The sequence below is a fragment of the Vibrio sp. GLN_1 genome (assembly GCF_043106015.1).
Taxonomy (GTDB): domain Bacteria; phylum Pseudomonadota; class Gammaproteobacteria; order Enterobacterales; family Vibrionaceae; genus Vibrio; species Vibrio parahaemolyticus.
In genome coordinates this window covers 20,204-35,149 of sequence record NZ_JBICMD010000025.1, presented here as the reverse complement: position 1 = coordinate 35,149, position 14,946 = coordinate 20,204, and the positions used below count along the sequence as shown (strand labels likewise).

The window sequence follows — 14,946 nt, the reverse complement described above, 5'->3', positions numbered from 1 at the left end:
CAAAGACCTCGCTTTTGCGGGGTTTTTTTGAATCTACAATGTGATAAACTGTAGATACTACAGGGGTGTAGCTCCAATTGGCAGAGCAGCGGATTCCAAATCCGCGTGTTGGGAGTTCGAATCTCTCCACCCCTGCCATATTTAAAGCCTCAGTCGAAAGACTGGGGCTTTTTTGTATCTGCAGATCTGAGCTGAAGAGATCTTTCCATACCGTTATTATTTCTCTTTCAATAAAATGTGAATCAGCATTTTCTTCAAGTAGTACTTAAACGAGATATGTTTATCTAAACGGCAAATTCCCGTAAGGGTTCTTCCTATGAAAAATTGCTTGGAACGTATGTAAAAGTGACTCCTGTAACTTTTAAATATTTCAGTGGTTTTAAAGCGATTATATTGTCGAATTCTAAGATTGTGTTACCGATAGCTGAGTGATTTTGATTACAATATCATCAGAACTTATTGGGGGAATTATGGGGCAGTTTTCTATTTTAGGCTTTATCGCACTCGGTGGGGCAATCGGTGCGTGTTCTCGATATTTAGTGTCTGAGTTTTGTGTCTTACTTTTCGGGCGGGGCTTTCCTTACGGTACGCTGACTGTTAACGTTGTTGGCTCTTTCATCATGGGGTTGCTCATTGCTGCATTTGAAAGTGAAATATTAGCAACTGAACCATGGAGACAAGTGATTGGCCTAGGCTTCCTTGGTGCGCTTACCACCTTTTCAACCTTTTCTATGGATAACGTACTGCTTATGCAGCAAGGTGCTTTCTTTAAAATGGGTTTAAACATCTTATTGAATGTTGTTCTGAGTATCTCGGCGGCTTGGATCGGTTTCCAATTATTGATGCGTAGCTAGCAAAAGTAACGAAAATGTAATCAGGTCGGCTTGGTTTAACCAAGCCGTTTTTATATACTGGCTTCACTTGTCGGAGTGCCATAAGGCTGAGACCGTTAATTCGGGATCCGTTGAACCTGATCAGATTAATATCTGCGAAGGGAACAAGAGAAGATACCTACACCAGACAACGTCTGGCTAACCTATCAAAACGTCGAATGCAGTAATAGACAAAGAGTGAGCACCTGAACTCTAATCGTCCATAATTCGACCCCTCTTGTCGCATCTATCCGCCAAGCATTTTTATCCCAATACTTTTTATCTAGAATAACAAGCAAGGAAAAATGCTATGTCGAGTCGCAAACAAGCGAGACTGGAAGCAAAACAGTTTATTGATACTCTCTCGGTACAGCCGTACCCAAACTCAACCAAAGTGTATGTAGAGGGTTCTCGTCCTGACATCCGAGTGCCAATGCGTGAAATTTCTTTGGCTGATAGCCTAATTGGTGGCACCAAAGAGGCTCCTGTTTTCGAGTCAAACGAATCAGTACGTGTTTATGACACCTCTGGTGTATACACTGACCCAAATCACTCTATCGACCTTTACAATGGCTTACCAAAGCTTAGAGAAGGGTGGATTGAAGAACGCAATGATACTGAAATCCTTGAAGATGTGAGCTCTGTTTACGCAAAAGAGCGTCTTGACGATGAAACCTTAGATAGTTTGCGTTATGGCAACTTACCACGTATTCGACGAGCTAAAGCCGGAAAATGTGTCACTCAACTACACTATGCTCGTAAAGGCATTGTTACTCCGGAAATGGAATACATTGCACTGCGTGAGAATATGGGTCGCGCTAAATATCGCGATGACGTGCTGACTCAGCAGCATCCTGGTCAAAGCTTCGGTGCAAATCTACCTAAAGACATTACTGCAGAATTCGTTCGTAAAGAAGTTGCAGAAGGTCGCGCCATCATTCCTTCGAATATCAATCATCCAGAATCTGAACCAATGATTATTGGCCGTAACTTCTTAGTTAAGGTGAATGCCAATATTGGTAACTCATCGGTCACGTCTTCAATCGAAGAAGAAGTGGAGAAACTTGTATGGGCCACGCGTTGGGGGGGGGATACGGTTATGGATCTCTCTACCGGCCGCAACATTCACGAAACTCGCGAATGGATTTTACGCAATAGCCCGGTGCCAATTGGTACGGTTCCTATGTATCAGGCTTTGGAGAAAGTAAATGGCATTGCTGAGAACCTGAATTGGGAAGTCATGCGCGACACGTTAATCGAACAAGCAGAGCAGGGTGTTGATTACTTTACTATCCATGCGGGTTTACTACTTCGCTATGTTCCAATGACGGCGAAACGAGTGACGGGTATTGTTTCGCGTGGTGGCTCGATTATCGCTAAGTGGTGTCTAGCGCATCACCAAGAAAGCTTCTTATACACCCATTTCCGCGAGATCTGTGAAATTTGTGCGAAGTACGATGTCGCTCTATCTCTTGGTGATGGCTTGCGTCCTGGCTCGGTTGCAGACGCGAACGATGAAGCGCAATTTGCAGAGCTGCGTACGCTCGGCGAGTTGACGAAAATCGCATGGGAATATGATGTACAGGTCATCATTGAAGGCCCTGGCCATATTCCAATGCACATGATCAAAGAGAATATGGACCAACAGTTGGAATACTGTCATGAAGCGCCGTTCTACACCTTGGGTCCTCTAACGACAGATATCGCTCCGGGTTATGACCATATTACATCCGGTATTGGTGCGGCGATGATTGGTTGGTATGGCTGCGCTATGTTGTGCTACGTGACCCCTAAGGAGCACTTGGGGCTTCCAAATAAAGAAGACGTTAAAACCGGTATGATCACCTACAAGCTAGCTGCGCATGCTGCAGATTTAGCAAAAGGGCATCCTGGAGCACAAGTTCGTGACAATGCCTTATCAAAGGCGCGTTTTGAATTTCGCTGGGAAGACCAATTTAACCTCGCTTTAGACCCCGATACCGCACGTGCATTTCATGATGAAACGCTGCCGCAAGAGTCTGGAAAAGTAGCGCACTTCTGCTCAATGTGCGGCCCTAAATTCTGCTCAATGAAGATTTCTCAAGAAGTCAGGGAGTATGCCAAAGATACAGAGCAAGTTGCCGCGGATCAGGCGATTTCTATCAAGATGTTAGATGACCCGCTGGAAGGCATGCGTAAGAAGTCTGAAGAGTTTCGTGCGACAGGTTCCGAGCTTTATCACCCAGCCGTGCACGCCGAGGCGGATGAGTAATGGCTAAAATCCTTATTCCATCGTCGTTAATTCCGCTGACAGGATCTGTTCAGCAGTGTTTATTGTTGGCGAAAGAACAGGGTTTTAGTATTGATGAGATTGAGTTGGGCGTAAGCCCGACTCAATTTATTCAACTTGTTCTTGGGCAAAATACCTTTCGTGTAGGTACCGATCTGATTGACGTATGTGAGGAAGCAGAGACTGCCGATTTTGTGCTTTACTACCAATCAGGTCTATCGGTTTCAGAATGTCGCCAACAACCATTCTCGGCCATTTTTATTGGTATTGAAGACGTAGAGTCTAAGCACGATGATTCTGTTGAAACGACAAGCGCGGACGTGTTGGATATCTGGCGCCACCCGATTAATGATGAAATAAGAGCTTTGTCAGTTGCTTCCACTTTTAGAACTACAACTCTTCAAACCGATCAACACTTAGCGTGGATAGTAACGCTGCTTGCTCTCGATTTCCCTATTGAAGATGCTTTAACCTTAGCGCGCCCAATGACGAATGTTTCACGTGAAACACTCATTAATGGTGAAACAATGGTTAAGCAGGAGTGGGCGTCTCAGTTTGCTGATTTTCCTACACCAGTCTTAGAAGATTGTCGTTTAGGCATCAAAGTAGGTTGGTCATCACACGGACAGTCGGTTAACTTTCCTCATCTGAGCAAACAGAGTTTGGGGCTCTATCCGGTCGTGGACGACGTCAGTTGGATTGAACGGTTGTTGCCATTGGGCATCAACACCATTCAACTACGTATCAAAGACCCCTATCAGCCAGACTTAGAACAGCAGATTGCACGCGCAATTGAACTCGGTCGTCAGTATGACGCTCAAGTTTTTATTAATGATTATTGGCAACTAGCAATAAAGCATGGCGCGTTCGGGGTTCATCTTGGTCAAGAGGATATCGAAGATTCCAATTTGAGCCAGTTGAGCACCGCAGGCATTTGCTTAGGTCTATCAACCCATGGTTATTATGAACTGCTGCGTATCGTCCAAATTAACCCAAGCTATATTGCGTTGGGGCATATCTTTCCGACCACCACCAAACAAATGCCATCCAAACCGCAAGGTTTGGTTCGCTTAGCCTTGTATCAAAAGCTGATCGATAGCATTCCATATGGTGAAAGTGTTAGCTATCCAACTGTGGCCATTGGTGGCATTGACCAATCAAACGCAGAGCAAGTTTGGCAATGTGGCGTGTCCAGTTTAGCGGTGGTTCGTGCGATTACCTTGTCCGAATCGCCGAAACAAGTGATTGAGTTTTTCGATCAACTGATGAGCACAACGAGCACGTCATTGGTCATGGAGGACTATCGTGCTTACTGATCAAGAATTCATTCGTTATCAGCGTCAAGTTTCGTTACCTGAAATCGGAGAATCAGGCCAAGCTCGTCTTAGTCAATCTCATGTATTGCTCATCGGCTGTGGTGGGTTGGGTAGTGCAGCAAGTTTGTATCTCGCGGCTGCTGGCGTGGGTAAATTGGTTGTGATTGATGATGACCGTGTCGACAGCAGCAATTTGCAGCGCCAGGTTATCTATCGTGAAGGCGACATCGAACTGGCGAAAACCGAGGCGATGGCTCAGCAGCTTCGTCATCTCAATTCAATGATTCAGGTACGCACGATTACCAAGCGCCTCGACCAAGCTCAGTTACGACTCGAAGTCATGTTGGCGGATGTGGTGTTGGATTGCAGTGACAACCTGCCAACGAGGCAGCAGATCAATCAAGTTTGTTATGAGCAAAATACACCTCTGATATCGGCGGCAGCGATTGGTTGGCAAGGGCAGTTTGCTGTTTTTGACTACTCAGACAAACCATCAAATTCAGGCTGCTATCGATGCTTGTATCCGTTTGATGAATTGCAGCAAACAATGAAGTGCAGCGAAACCGGCATTATCGGCCCTGTGGTGGGCACTCTGGGGAACTACCAAGCTCTCGCTGCTATTCAAAAGTTGGCGATAGATCGTTTTCATGTTGCGTGTGGTCAGTTACACCTCTTTGACGGGCTGCGGATGAACTGGCAGACCATGTCTATAACCAAAGACAAGCAATGTCAGGTTTGTGGTGACAATAATCTTGCTCCAGTGAGCAGTTAAGAGATGACCGCCATGACAGTTTCAAATCAATTCGCATCAAATTCGTTTGTACGTTCATTTGCCAAAGGAGAGAGGTAGCGTGATAACTATCGCTATTAACGACCAAGCTCAGCAGGTCGAGTGTAAAGCCAACCTACAGCAAATCATTACACAGTTTTCTCTGCCTGAAATGGGCTGTGTTTTTGCCATTAATAATCAAGTGGTGCCGCGTAGCGAATGGGCGAGTACGGTACTTTCTGAGGGAGATAGCATCTCTCTGTTTCAAGCCATCGCAGGGGGATAATGTCGATGCTGAAAATTGGTGATAAAGAATTTCAATCACGTTTGTTCACCGGAACAGGCAAGTTTTCTAATAGCCGTTTAATGGCTGAAGCCATCCAGGTTTCAGGTTCACAGCTCGCCACGATGGCGCTTAAACGTGTGGATGTGAATGATCAGCAAGATGACATTTTACAGCCTTTGATTCACGCCGGTGTGAATTTGCTACCGAACACCTCTGGCGCAAAAAATGCCAAAGATGCAGTTTTTGCTGCGCAGCTTGCTCGCGAAGCGTTGGGCACAAATTGGGTCAAATTGGAGATCCATCCCGACCCAAAATACTTAATGCCTGATCCGATAGAAACCTTAGCCGCTGCCGAGCAGCTCGTGCGAGATGGCTTTATTGTGTTGCCATATTGCCATGCTGATCCGGTGTTATGTAAGCGGCTGGAAGAAGTTGGCTGTGCTGCGGTGATGCCATTGGGTGCGCCGATTGGTTCGAACAAAGGTATCGCTTCGCACGATTTTCTAGAAATCATTATTGACCAAGCGAACGTACCTGTTGTCGTGGATGCGGGAATTGGTGCGCCTTCACATGCGGCAAGAGCGATGGAAATGGGCGCGGATGCCGTGTTGGTCAATACGGCCATCGCTGCCGCAAGTAATCCCGTTGCGATGGCGAAAGCGTTCAAGATGGCTGTCGAGTCAGGTCGTATGGCTTATGAAGCTGGGCTTGCAGGGAAAGTTTCTCATGCCGTTGCTTCCAGTCCGCTAACGGCTTTTCTCGATGAACTGTAGAAGTGAGGGTTCAAGATGAGCTTTTATGATCGCTTTCAGCAGCTCGAATGGGATGACATATCCATGTCGATTTATGCCAAAACGGCGCAAGATGTGGAAAGGGCGTTAGCAAAACCCAAACGAGATTTGGAAGATTTTAAAGCGTTGATTTCTCCTGCTGCTGAACCGTACTTAGAGCAGATGGCAAAGCTTTCTTATTCGCTGACGCGTAAGCGTTTTGGCAACACTATGTCGCTGTATATCCCGCTGTACCTCTCTAATCTTTGCGCCAACGCTTGTACCTATTGTGGCTTCTCTATGGAGAACCGCATAAAGCGAAGAACGCTGAATAGGGACGAAGTTGAGGCGGAGATTGATGCGATTAAGCGAATGAAGTTCGACAGCGTGTTACTGGTAACGGGTGAGCATGAGACCAAAGTTGGGATGAAATACTTTCGCGAAATGGTGCCAATCATCAAGCAGCGATTTAATTATTTAGCGATGGAAGTCCAACCGTTGGATCAGGACGAATACGCCGAACTCAAAACATTGGGCCTTGATGCGGTGATGGTGTATCAAGAAACCTATCATTCCAAAACATATGCTCAGCATCATTTGCGTGGCAATAAAATGGATTTCCGATACCGGCTTGAAACGCCTGATAGATTGGCAAAAGCGGGGATCGACAAAATCGGTATTGGCGCTTTGATTGGTTTGGAAGAGTGGCGCACCGACTGCTTTTTTGCTGCTGCTCATCTGGATTACCTTGAGCGTACTTATTGGCAATCGCGTTATTCGATTTCTTTTCCTCGTTTACGCCCTTGTGCCGGTAATGTACCAGCGCCGGGATTACAACCGAAGTCTGTCATGACGGATAAGCAGTTGGTGCAATTGATTTGCGCCTATCGGCTGTTTAATCCGGAAGTGGAGTTGTCATTGTCGACGCGCGAATCACCGCAGTTTCGCGACAATGTATTACCGTTAGGCATTACGAGTATGTCTGCGGCATCGAAAACACAACCCGGAGGTTATGCGACCGAAGAGGTGGAACTGGAACAGTTCGAAATCAGTGACGAGCGTAGCGCGGCATCGGTAGAAGACATGATTAGAGCGAAAGGTTTCGATCCGGTCTGGCGTGATTGGCACTCAGTTTACTCAGGTTAACCGAGGCGTTTACTGTGTCATTGGCATGTTTCACGTGAAACATTGTGATTGAATGAACGCTTAGCTTTGAGTTTCATGGATGTGATTTATGGGCTGCGATTTACGAATTTAGCCCCCAAAAAAAAGGCTCTCCAAGTGGAGAGCCTTTTCTATTTTATCTTTAATAGATGTTCGCACTTTTGTTTAAGAGTGGGCCAACGGCAGAGTTGCTTCGCGTAGCCATTCTTTTACTTCGCCTTCAACAAGCGGGCTGATTTGTTCCCATACTTTTTGATGGTAGTCGTTCAACCAAGCAAGTTCTGGACGAGTCAGCATATCGACATTGATATTACGTTTATCGATTGGACAGCGCGTCAAGGATTCGAATGATAGAACAGGGAAGTCGCCGTTAGTCGGTGTTTCAACTACGAGCTCTAGGTTCTCGATACGGATACCGAACGCATCTGCACGGTAGTAGCCAGGCTCATTTGATAGCACCATGCCTTCAGTTAGCGGCACATCAATTTGTTTCTTAGAGATGCTTGCCGGACCTTCATGCACACTTAGGAAGTGACCTACACCGTGGCCAGTGCCATGGTCGTAGTCATAACCTTCCGCCCAAAGATGTTGGCGAGCCAATGTATCGATTTGGTAACCGCGAGTGCCTTTCGGGAAGCGGGCACGTGCTACACCGATATGACCTTTCAGCGCGAGAGTGAACTGCTTGATCATTTCTGCTGATGGCTGACCAATCGCGATGGTGCGTGTAATGTCGGTTGTGCCATCTAGGTACTGACCGCCTGAATCCACAAGGTAAAGCGTATTCAGCTCTAGCTTACCTGGCTCTGGTTGGTTCTCATGATTGTAGTGACACATAGCCGCATTGCCGCCTGCCGCAGAAATGGTATCAAAGCTCAGATCCATCAGCGTTGGGTCTTCTTTACGGAATGCTTCTAGGCGATCAGCCAGTGTAGCTTCATCATGAAGATTGCCAGCAGCCACTTCGGCATCTAGCCAGCAAAGGAATTTGCTCATCGCTACACCGTCGCGGATATGACAGGCTTTCATGCCCGCAATCTCAACTTCGTTTTTCGCGGCTTTTGGCATTAAACATGGATCGGCAGCAGCAATAACCGATGCGCCTGCATTTTGAAGAACTAACTTAAACCATGCGTTACTGATTGCTGGGTCGAGCAATACCTTTTTACCAGACATGGCTTCAAGTCGAGATTGAAGTGCTTCTGGATGATGAACCGTCACACCAGTGCCCACGTGCGCTGAAAATTCAGCAGGTAAGCGAGCGGGATCTAGGAAGTACTCCACACTTGAGTCGGCATGAAGAATCGCGTGCGACAGTAAAACTGGCAAACGCGATACATCCAAGCCACGTACATTCAATAGCCAACAAATAGAATCAAGCGCTGTGATGACTGCGCTGTCTGCACCGGCTTTTGCTACCAGTTGAGCGATCTCTTTACGCTTACTTTCGCTTGATTGACCAACGGCTTCTGTTGGCATGAGGCGAACGTCAGAAACCACTGGTGCAGGGCGGTCATGCCACAGCTCATCAATTGGGTTGCTGGAGAGAATGTTCAGCTCAAGTTTTCCGGCCAGTTTTGCTTGTGCCATATCTAGCCAAGCCGAACTGTGCATGCGTGGGTCGATAGCCACGGACGCATTTGCGGTTAGATTGTCTTGAATCCAATCCAATGCCGGTTCTTCAATTAGGTGGCGATATTCAAACAAATCGCTAGGAACTTGTTTGGTCACTTGAACTGTGTAGCGACCATCAACAAAAATCGCGGCTTTGTCTTGTGTGATCACGGCTGCGCCTGCAGAGCCTGTGAATCCGGTTAGCCAATGGAGGCGTTCATTGTGCGCAGGGACATATTCACCCAGGTATTCATCTTCGTGAGGGATCAGTAGGGCATCAATGTTGTGTTGAGCAAGCCATTCGCGAATTGCGTTCACGCGGCTTAGGGTATCGTTGTGCATCTGTTTTATTCCTTCAAATTACCGCTCCTTCATGCTCAGGTGTGGGAGCTGTTTCCTTCTGCTTCGTGCAGTGATTGAGTTAAACGTCGTAGCAAGATGACGTTTAAGTCTGGGTACAACAGGCCATAGATGAGCCAAAAAGGACTATCGACTGTTAAGCTACTCATTTTAACCGCTAAGCGCAAATTGCGTCCGACATTTTTATCTAAGGTGATCGGTTTTTTGCGTGATCATCGTGCGTAGCCAATTCAAGGCTGGGTCGTTTTCTCTGTCTCTGTGCCAAAACAGAGTGTAAGCCATGGGCGGGAATTCAAGCGGCAATGGCAACACCACCAAGTCGAGCTGTTTGGCAGCCAGTTGCACAAAATGGCTCGGCGCGGTAAAGATGAAGTCGGTGTAAGAACACAAGCTGGCGGCACTATTGAAATCTGGAACAGTGACTGCGATATCGCGCTCTGCGCCAATGTCCGCTAAACGATAATCCAACAACCAACGGTCGTTTCCATCACATCGCACTTGTACGTGACGAAGTGCGAGATACGCTTCGAGGTTCCACTTCTGTTTTAGTGCGGGGTGGTTTTTACGAATGATGCACATCTGATGGTCGCGATAGATTTCGAGTTCGCAAATATCATCCGGTGGCAGTAGGGTAAGCTTTGCGTCATTGATGTCGATGTCTTTACCTGTTAATCCCAAATCCAACTCACCACGCTGCAACATTTTGAAGGTGTTATCTGACCAAGGATGCGTGCTGATGGTGACGCCGGGCGCCTGTTGAAAAATCGCTGGTAAGAAATGCGGCAAGATTAATGGGTAGACACTTTCCACGGCTGCAATTTGAAAACGGTATTCACTGCTTTGGGGCGAAAACTCTTCTGGCTGGGTCAGCACTTCTAATTGGTTAATCAACAGATCCAGTTTCGGTTTGAGGAACAATGCACGTGGTGTTGGCGTTAATCCATGTGAGTTACGCGTAAACAATGGATCATCAAATTGAATGCGAAGTTTGGCTAATGATTTGCTCACCGCGGATTGGCTGAGGCACAGTCGATGCGCTGCTCGAGTCACGTTAAGCTCTTCAATTAACACTTTAAAACAGACCAGTAAGTTCAGGTCGAGACGAGCGAGCTTTTCTATGTTCACGGTGAATTTCCTCTGGGGAATAATGGTCATGATTATACATCATTTCCATTCATATCATCAGATGATTAAGCTCTCTGCAAAGTTCTTGTTCAATTTGGAGTGTTGTGTGTCTAGCCATATTTCTAATAGTAAAAAACAAATGGCGTTGTTGACCCTTTTGGTTCTTTTCAGTCCGCTTGCGATTGATATCTATCTACCTGCGTTACCTCTTATCGCTTCAACTTTTCAGGTAGACAATGCGCTAGCACAAGACACGATTACATGGTTCCTATTTGCTATGGGTGTTGGCCAACTGTTTGCTGGCCCTTTGGCAGATAAACTCGGACGTCGAACTGTTGCATTGGGCGGCATCACTATCTACGCAATGAGCGCTTTATTGGCGTGGAGTGCTCAAAATATTGAGTGGATGTTGATGTCTCGTTTGCTACAAGGCTTAGGTGCTTGTGCGACATCGGTAGCAGCCTTTGCAACAGTTCGCGATATTTTCGGCCCAGAGAAAAGCGGCAAGATGATCAGCTACCTTAATGGTGCGATCTGCTTTATTCCGGCACTGGCCCCAATCTTAGGTAGCTGGTTAACACAGCAATTCGATTGGCGTGCAAACTTCAGCTTTATGGCTGGTTTTGCGGTTGTCTCAGGAACGTTGATGTTCTTGATGATGAAGGAAACCAACCCTGCAACAGAGAAACAAGCGGTATTCAAAGCAAGTCGTTACTGGTCGGTACTGAGCACGCCATCTTTCATTTTCCACGCGTCACTATGTTTGATGGCTATGGCGGTTATCTTAGCTTACGTGACGTCAGCACCGTCGGTATTGATGACAGGCATGGGCCTTTCAATGAATGAGTTCACATTCTGGTTTGGCATTAACGCGGTCATTAACATCGCTGGCTGTATGTTGGCACCGAAGTTCATGGAACGTTTTGGCACACACAACACGCTTGTGGTTGGTATCTCGACGTTGGCTCTGGCTGGTGTGGTGATGCTGGTGATGAATGGCCAAAACACGGCGCTGTCGTTCATGCTGCCAATCTTTATGTCGTCCGTTGGTTTTGCTTTGATTCTTGGCGGCGCCGCGGGCAAGGCGTTGGAACCATTCGGTGATAAAGCGGGCACAGCCGCAGCGCTACTCGGTTTGTTCCAAATGAGCGGTTCTGGTTTGTTAGTGGGTACCTTACAGCGTTTGCCGTTTGATCCACAAACATTGATTGCTATTCATATGTGGGTATTGCTACCAGCATTGGTGATTCTATTTTCAAAGGCCGGTAAGAGCTGGCACGCACGCTTCGCTAATGCGTAAATCAGTGTAATTTAGTATTTTCCAATGTATGTAACGCGTGTATATTTGTCGTTCACACTTTTCCTGACACCATAATGGAATTCAAAAAGTAATGTCGTTAACCACGTATGAAATGGCTCGTATTTTAGAGCAAATGGAAGAATCACCAGAAAAGGTGATGTTTGGTAAGTTGCTTAATGAGCTGGGCAATCAAAGCTCCGAGCGCATTCGTAGTGCGGCAAAACAAGTACCTCTACCAATCTTGCGTGACATTGTGTACCAATTTCAACAAGTGATTGAGTCACGCAAGGGCGAGCAAGTTGAGCTATTAGCAAAAGACCTCGCACAACAAGGTATCTCAGCGGATGAACTGCTGGCTTATCTAAACAAGCAATAAAAGAAATCCCCGCAATCGCGGGGATTTTTCTATCTGACGAATTTGTCTTTTAGCAATCGGTCGAGCGAAAATGGACCGCCTCCCCACAGCATCACAATCAAAATCATTAACCCCCAGAGTTGATGGTCATGGAAACCTTTCTCCCACAGTAGTGGGTAGGACAGGACAGCGATAATGTTGAATACAAACAACATGGCAGCGATAGGGCGAGTAAACAATCCAAGCGCTAAAAAGACCGGAAGAACTAACTCTGCGAATGTGCCTGAATAGGCGGCAAATTCCCAAGGTAGCAACGGAACTTGATACTCAAATTCGAACAAGTACAAAGTGCTATCCCATGAGGCAATTTTGATAAGGCCAGAATTAAAAAACACCCAAGCGACCCATAAACGGCAAAACAGCAGCAACAACGGCATTGCGTGAGTTTGTAAGCTGTTGGTGTATTCGTCGTAGCGGCTAATCAGGCTTTTAACAGAATCTGTCATCGTATCCTCCTTACGCGGTTTGCAGCGTAAAACCTTCAATCAGGTCAAGCGTCATGATGTGATTAAGATGAGCGAGCAACGGCTCAGGGATATCGCTCAAACATTGCTTTTGTTCCAAGCTGGCAAGCAATTGATAGGCTTCGTCATCCAGCGCGAAACACTGCGCTTCACCATCGGGCTCGATGCGGATCACCCCTTGTTGTAATTGGTTGATGTTGAGTTGATCGAATTGCTGAGTACGAACAGCTGCGAATAAATCAAACACCGCGTAATGAGCATCAAAGCTCTTACACCCTGGGCGAAGGTGGAAAACTAGATGGGAATGTTGCGACTCTGGTACGTGTGGTAATTCAGTCAATGGTTGCACGGCGGTGTCTGCTTGATGCTCATAACGAGCTTGGCGAGCAAGGTCGATGTTCCATTCAAAGAGTGCGACTTCTGGGCTGTATGGCGCTTGAGCCATGACCTGGCCAAACAACATCACAGTGTGGTGAAAGTCTTTTCCGTAGTGAATAACACTGCCTTCTTGGAGTGGGTGCGTTAAAACATGTTGGCGTGCTATTTGGGCAAAGCACGTTTCCCCTAGTAACGCTTCAACCATCGGATAAGTAGCCGAAAGGACTTCGCTCAAGCTGATGATAAAGTTGTTGCGATATATCTGCATGCGCTCGTCAGCGGTAAACTGACCGCTTGCAATGCTACAGTCGTCACCCAATGCCTGATAGTGAAGCGCTTTCGCAAACTGGTTTTGTAAGGTGGCTAGCTTCATGAGGCTTTCCTCGTAGCACTAAGCGGGGTGGTAATTTGGGAGAGAAGGAGCGAGGCCTTTTCCGCTTCTGCCAATAACACTTCTGGTGCTGGGATATCTAAGTCCCATTCAATTAAGGTATGGCGCGGACCATACTGTTCAACCCAGTGTTGATATAACTTCCAGACTTCCGTGCTAACTGGACGGCTGTGAGTATCAATCCAAATTTCGCCTTTATCGAGTTGCTTGATGGTGAAACCCGCCAAATGAATTTCATCCACTTTGTCTGCCGGAATGGCGGACAGATAGGTATTGCAATCAAAGCCGTGATTGAAGGCTGATACGTGTACGTTATTCAGATCGAGCAGTAACCGGCAACTTGTGCGCTGCTGAACTTCAGCGAGAAACTCCCACTCGCTGATCGTCGAGTGTTGAAACTTCACATAGCTCGATGGGTTCTCGATTAAGATTTCGCGTTGCAGATAATCCTGAACTTCAAGCACATTGCGAGTAAAAACGTTCAGTGCTTCTTCGGTGTATGGTAGGGGAAGCAAGTCGTTAAAATAATGCCCACCATTTTCACTCCAGCTCAAATGGTCAGAGACAAACATCGGGTCAATGGCATCAATCAACGCTTTCAGTTGAGCTAGGTGTACTTGGCTAACGCGTTCAACAGAGCCTAACGACAAACCAATTCCGTGGCAGCTGATCTGGTATTGCTCGCGCAAAGTGTGTAGATATTTTCGTTCGGCTGCATTGGGTTGAAAGTAGTTCTCGCTGTGAATTTCTAACCAAGACAGTTCTGGACGTTGTTGCTGAAAAAAGTCCAAATGAGGAGTCCGTAAACCAACGCCAACAAGAGGGTGAAAATCGTAGTGTTTCACGTGAAACTCCTTTTCGAACTGGATAGAAGAGGTTGTGGGGTGTGAGTTGAGCCATCACACGCCCACAGCAATTAACGGAGAAATTAAGATGCGCTGGTACTGCCGCCAGCCAATTTGTCGCAAAGACCTTTTGGAACCACCACAAATGCGTCTTTTTGGTGGTCTTGTTTTGACGTGCCGGCGCAAGAGCTGTTCTTCGTCGCACAGTCATTTTTCCCCGCTTTTGCCACGCCGTAGCACTTTTCTTTTTCTGCCGCGACAGCAGGTGTTGCTGTTAGTAGAGTGCCACCAAGGGCTAGTAGACCAGTAACCGCAGCAGTAACAGCAAGATTCGACTTTTTCATAATAATTTCCTCTGAATGATTTCCTTTACGTTGAGATGGGCAAGCAGACGAGCGATTAAGATGCACAGTTTTTGTCCGCTTGCTTAACTTAAGAGATAGGAAGGTGAGTGAAAAACTTTCAGGGAAATAGTTTAGGAGAATGCTTTTTGATGGTTTGATTTACATAACCGATTGAATGGATGAGTAAAAAATCGTCGAACTTTTTATCTAGTTTTGTCTCAACACACCCTAGTTGTTTAGGTTATAATCTATTTTTATGTATAA

At 46.5% G+C, this 14,946-nt stretch carries 15 protein-coding genes, 1 tRNA gene and 1 riboswitch; of the genes, 10 read left to right on the top strand and 6 right to left on the bottom strand.

The genetic code is table 11. The annotated features are described in order from the left end of the window. The first annotated feature begins 61 nt into the window (after positions 1-61). The 8 genes from ACF8OV_RS12330 to thiH all read left to right on the top strand — a co-directional run bounded on the left by ACF8OV_RS12330 (position 62) and on the right by thiH (position 7,428). Positions 62-138: transfer RNA gene (locus ACF8OV_RS12330), tRNA-Trp, on the top strand. Between the two features lie 332 nt (positions 139-470). Further along, complete coding sequence (gene crcB, locus ACF8OV_RS12325; RefSeq protein ID WP_005497358.1) at positions 471-854, top strand: fluoride efflux transporter CrcB; 384 nt, start codon at positions 471-473, stop codon at positions 852-854. Positions 855-915: 61 nt separating this feature from the next. After that, positions 916-1,014: riboswitch (TPP riboswitch) on the top strand. A 168-nt stretch (positions 1,015-1,182) separates the two neighbouring features. Further along, a complete protein-coding gene (gene thiC, locus ACF8OV_RS12320; RefSeq protein WP_203505258.1) occupies positions 1,183-3,123 on the top strand; it encodes a phosphomethylpyrimidine synthase ThiC in 1,941 nt (646 codons plus the stop codon). Next, complete coding sequence (locus ACF8OV_RS12315) at positions 3,123-4,457, top strand: thiamine phosphate synthase (protein WP_317676087.1); 1,335 nt, start codon at positions 3,123-3,125, stop codon at positions 4,455-4,457. The genes thiC and ACF8OV_RS12315 overlap by 1 nt, the downstream gene beginning before the upstream one ends. Continuing rightward, the gene (thiF, locus tag ACF8OV_RS12310) at positions 4,447-5,229 is read left to right on the top strand and encodes a thiazole biosynthesis adenylyltransferase ThiF (RefSeq protein ID WP_140106180.1); all 783 of its coding nucleotides are present in this window, start codon (positions 4,447-4,449) and stop codon (positions 5,227-5,229) included. The genes ACF8OV_RS12315 and thiF overlap by 11 nt, the downstream gene beginning before the upstream one ends. A 79-nt stretch (positions 5,230-5,308) precedes the next feature. Beyond that, positions 5,309-5,512: a sulfur carrier protein ThiS gene (thiS, locus tag ACF8OV_RS12305; RefSeq protein ID WP_017449536.1), complete on the top strand. Its 204-nt coding sequence runs from the start codon at positions 5,309-5,311 to the stop codon at positions 5,510-5,512. 5 nt (positions 5,513-5,517) lie between these two features. Beyond that, complete coding sequence (locus ACF8OV_RS12300) at positions 5,518-6,285, top strand: thiazole synthase (RefSeq protein ID WP_025502191.1); 768 nt, start codon at positions 5,518-5,520, stop codon at positions 6,283-6,285. 15 nt (positions 6,286-6,300) lie between these two features. Beyond that, entirely contained in the window at positions 6,301-7,428 is a 1,128-nt protein-coding gene (gene thiH / locus ACF8OV_RS12295; RefSeq protein ID WP_317676090.1) for a 2-iminoacetate synthase ThiH, read from the top strand. 183 nt (positions 7,429-7,611) lie between these two features. Here the strand turns inward: thiH and ACF8OV_RS12290 are convergent, their stop codons facing one another. After that, positions 7,612-9,402, bottom strand: a complete 1,791-nt coding sequence (locus ACF8OV_RS12290) for an aminopeptidase P family protein (RefSeq protein WP_203505247.1) — start codon at positions 9,400-9,402, stop codon at positions 7,612-7,614. Between the two features lie 201 nt (positions 9,403-9,603). Further along, positions 9,604-10,545, bottom strand: a complete 942-nt coding sequence (locus ACF8OV_RS12285; protein ID WP_005465075.1) for a LysR family transcriptional regulator — start codon at positions 10,543-10,545, stop codon at positions 9,604-9,606. A 106-nt stretch (positions 10,546-10,651) separates the two neighbouring features. Here ACF8OV_RS12285 and ACF8OV_RS12280 point away from each other — a divergent pair, with 106 nt between their 5' ends. Continuing rightward, a complete protein-coding gene (locus ACF8OV_RS12280; RefSeq protein ID WP_171822866.1) occupies positions 10,652-11,845 on the top strand; it encodes a multidrug effflux MFS transporter in 1,194 nt (397 codons plus the stop codon). Positions 11,846-11,936: 91 nt separating this feature from the next. Continuing rightward, complete coding sequence (locus ACF8OV_RS12275) at positions 11,937-12,221, top strand: hypothetical protein (protein ID WP_005458563.1); 285 nt, start codon at positions 11,937-11,939, stop codon at positions 12,219-12,221. A 29-nt stretch (positions 12,222-12,250) separates the two neighbouring features. Here the strand turns inward: ACF8OV_RS12275 and ACF8OV_RS12270 are convergent, their stop codons facing one another. From ACF8OV_RS12270 to ACF8OV_RS12255, 4 genes are all read right to left on the bottom strand, one after another. Continuing rightward, on the bottom strand, positions 12,251-12,706 hold the full coding sequence (locus tag ACF8OV_RS12270; protein ID WP_025502236.1) for a DoxX family protein: 456 nt from the start codon (positions 12,704-12,706) through the stop codon (positions 12,251-12,253). Between the two features lie 10 nt (positions 12,707-12,716). Beyond that, complete coding sequence (locus ACF8OV_RS12265) at positions 12,717-13,475, bottom strand: DNA-binding domain-containing protein (RefSeq protein WP_203505245.1); 759 nt, start codon at positions 13,473-13,475, stop codon at positions 12,717-12,719. Beyond that, a complete protein-coding gene (locus ACF8OV_RS12260) occupies positions 13,472-14,338 on the bottom strand; it encodes a DUF692 domain-containing protein (RefSeq protein WP_015297496.1) in 867 nt (288 codons plus the stop codon). Before ACF8OV_RS12260 ends, ACF8OV_RS12265 begins: the two co-directional genes overlap by 4 nt. A gap of 83 nt (positions 14,339-14,421) precedes the next feature. Then, positions 14,422-14,682 carry a DUF2282 domain-containing protein gene (locus ACF8OV_RS12255; protein ID WP_005458571.1) on the bottom strand — a complete coding sequence of 87 codons (261 nt, stop codon included), beginning with the start codon at positions 14,680-14,682 and terminating at the stop codon, positions 14,422-14,424. Between the last annotated feature and the right edge of the window lie 264 nt (positions 14,683-14,946).

Bases quoted from the DNA above. Each gene is read 5' to 3' on its own strand.
- ACF8OV_RS12300 (WP_025502191.1), top strand. From the start codon at position 5,518: ATGCTGAAAATTGGTGATAAAGAATTTCAATCACGTTTGTTCACCGGA.
- ACF8OV_RS12255 (WP_005458571.1), bottom strand. From the start codon at position 14,682: ATGAAAAAGTCGAATCTTGCTGTTACTGCTGCGGTTACTGGTCTACTA.
- ACF8OV_RS12315 (WP_317676087.1), top strand. From the start codon at position 3,123: ATGGCTAAAATCCTTATTCCATCGTCGTTAATTCCGCTGACAGGATCT.
- thiC (WP_203505258.1), top strand. From the start codon at position 1,183: ATGTCGAGTCGCAAACAAGCGAGACTGGAAGCAAAACAGTTTATTGAT.
- crcB (WP_005497358.1), top strand. From the start codon at position 471: ATGGGGCAGTTTTCTATTTTAGGCTTTATCGCACTCGGTGGGGCAATC.
- ACF8OV_RS12275 (WP_005458563.1), top strand. From the start codon at position 11,937: ATGTCGTTAACCACGTATGAAATGGCTCGTATTTTAGAGCAAATGGAA.
- ACF8OV_RS12265 (WP_203505245.1), bottom strand. From the start codon at position 13,475: ATGAAGCTAGCCACCTTACAAAACCAGTTTGCGAAAGCGCTTCACTAT.
- thiH (WP_317676090.1), top strand. From the start codon at position 6,301: ATGAGCTTTTATGATCGCTTTCAGCAGCTCGAATGGGATGACATATCC.
- ACF8OV_RS12290 (WP_203505247.1), bottom strand. From the start codon at position 9,402: ATGCACAACGATACCCTAAGCCGCGTGAACGCAATTCGCGAATGGCTT.
- ACF8OV_RS12270 (WP_025502236.1), bottom strand. From the start codon at position 12,706: ATGACAGATTCTGTTAAAAGCCTGATTAGCCGCTACGACGAATACACC.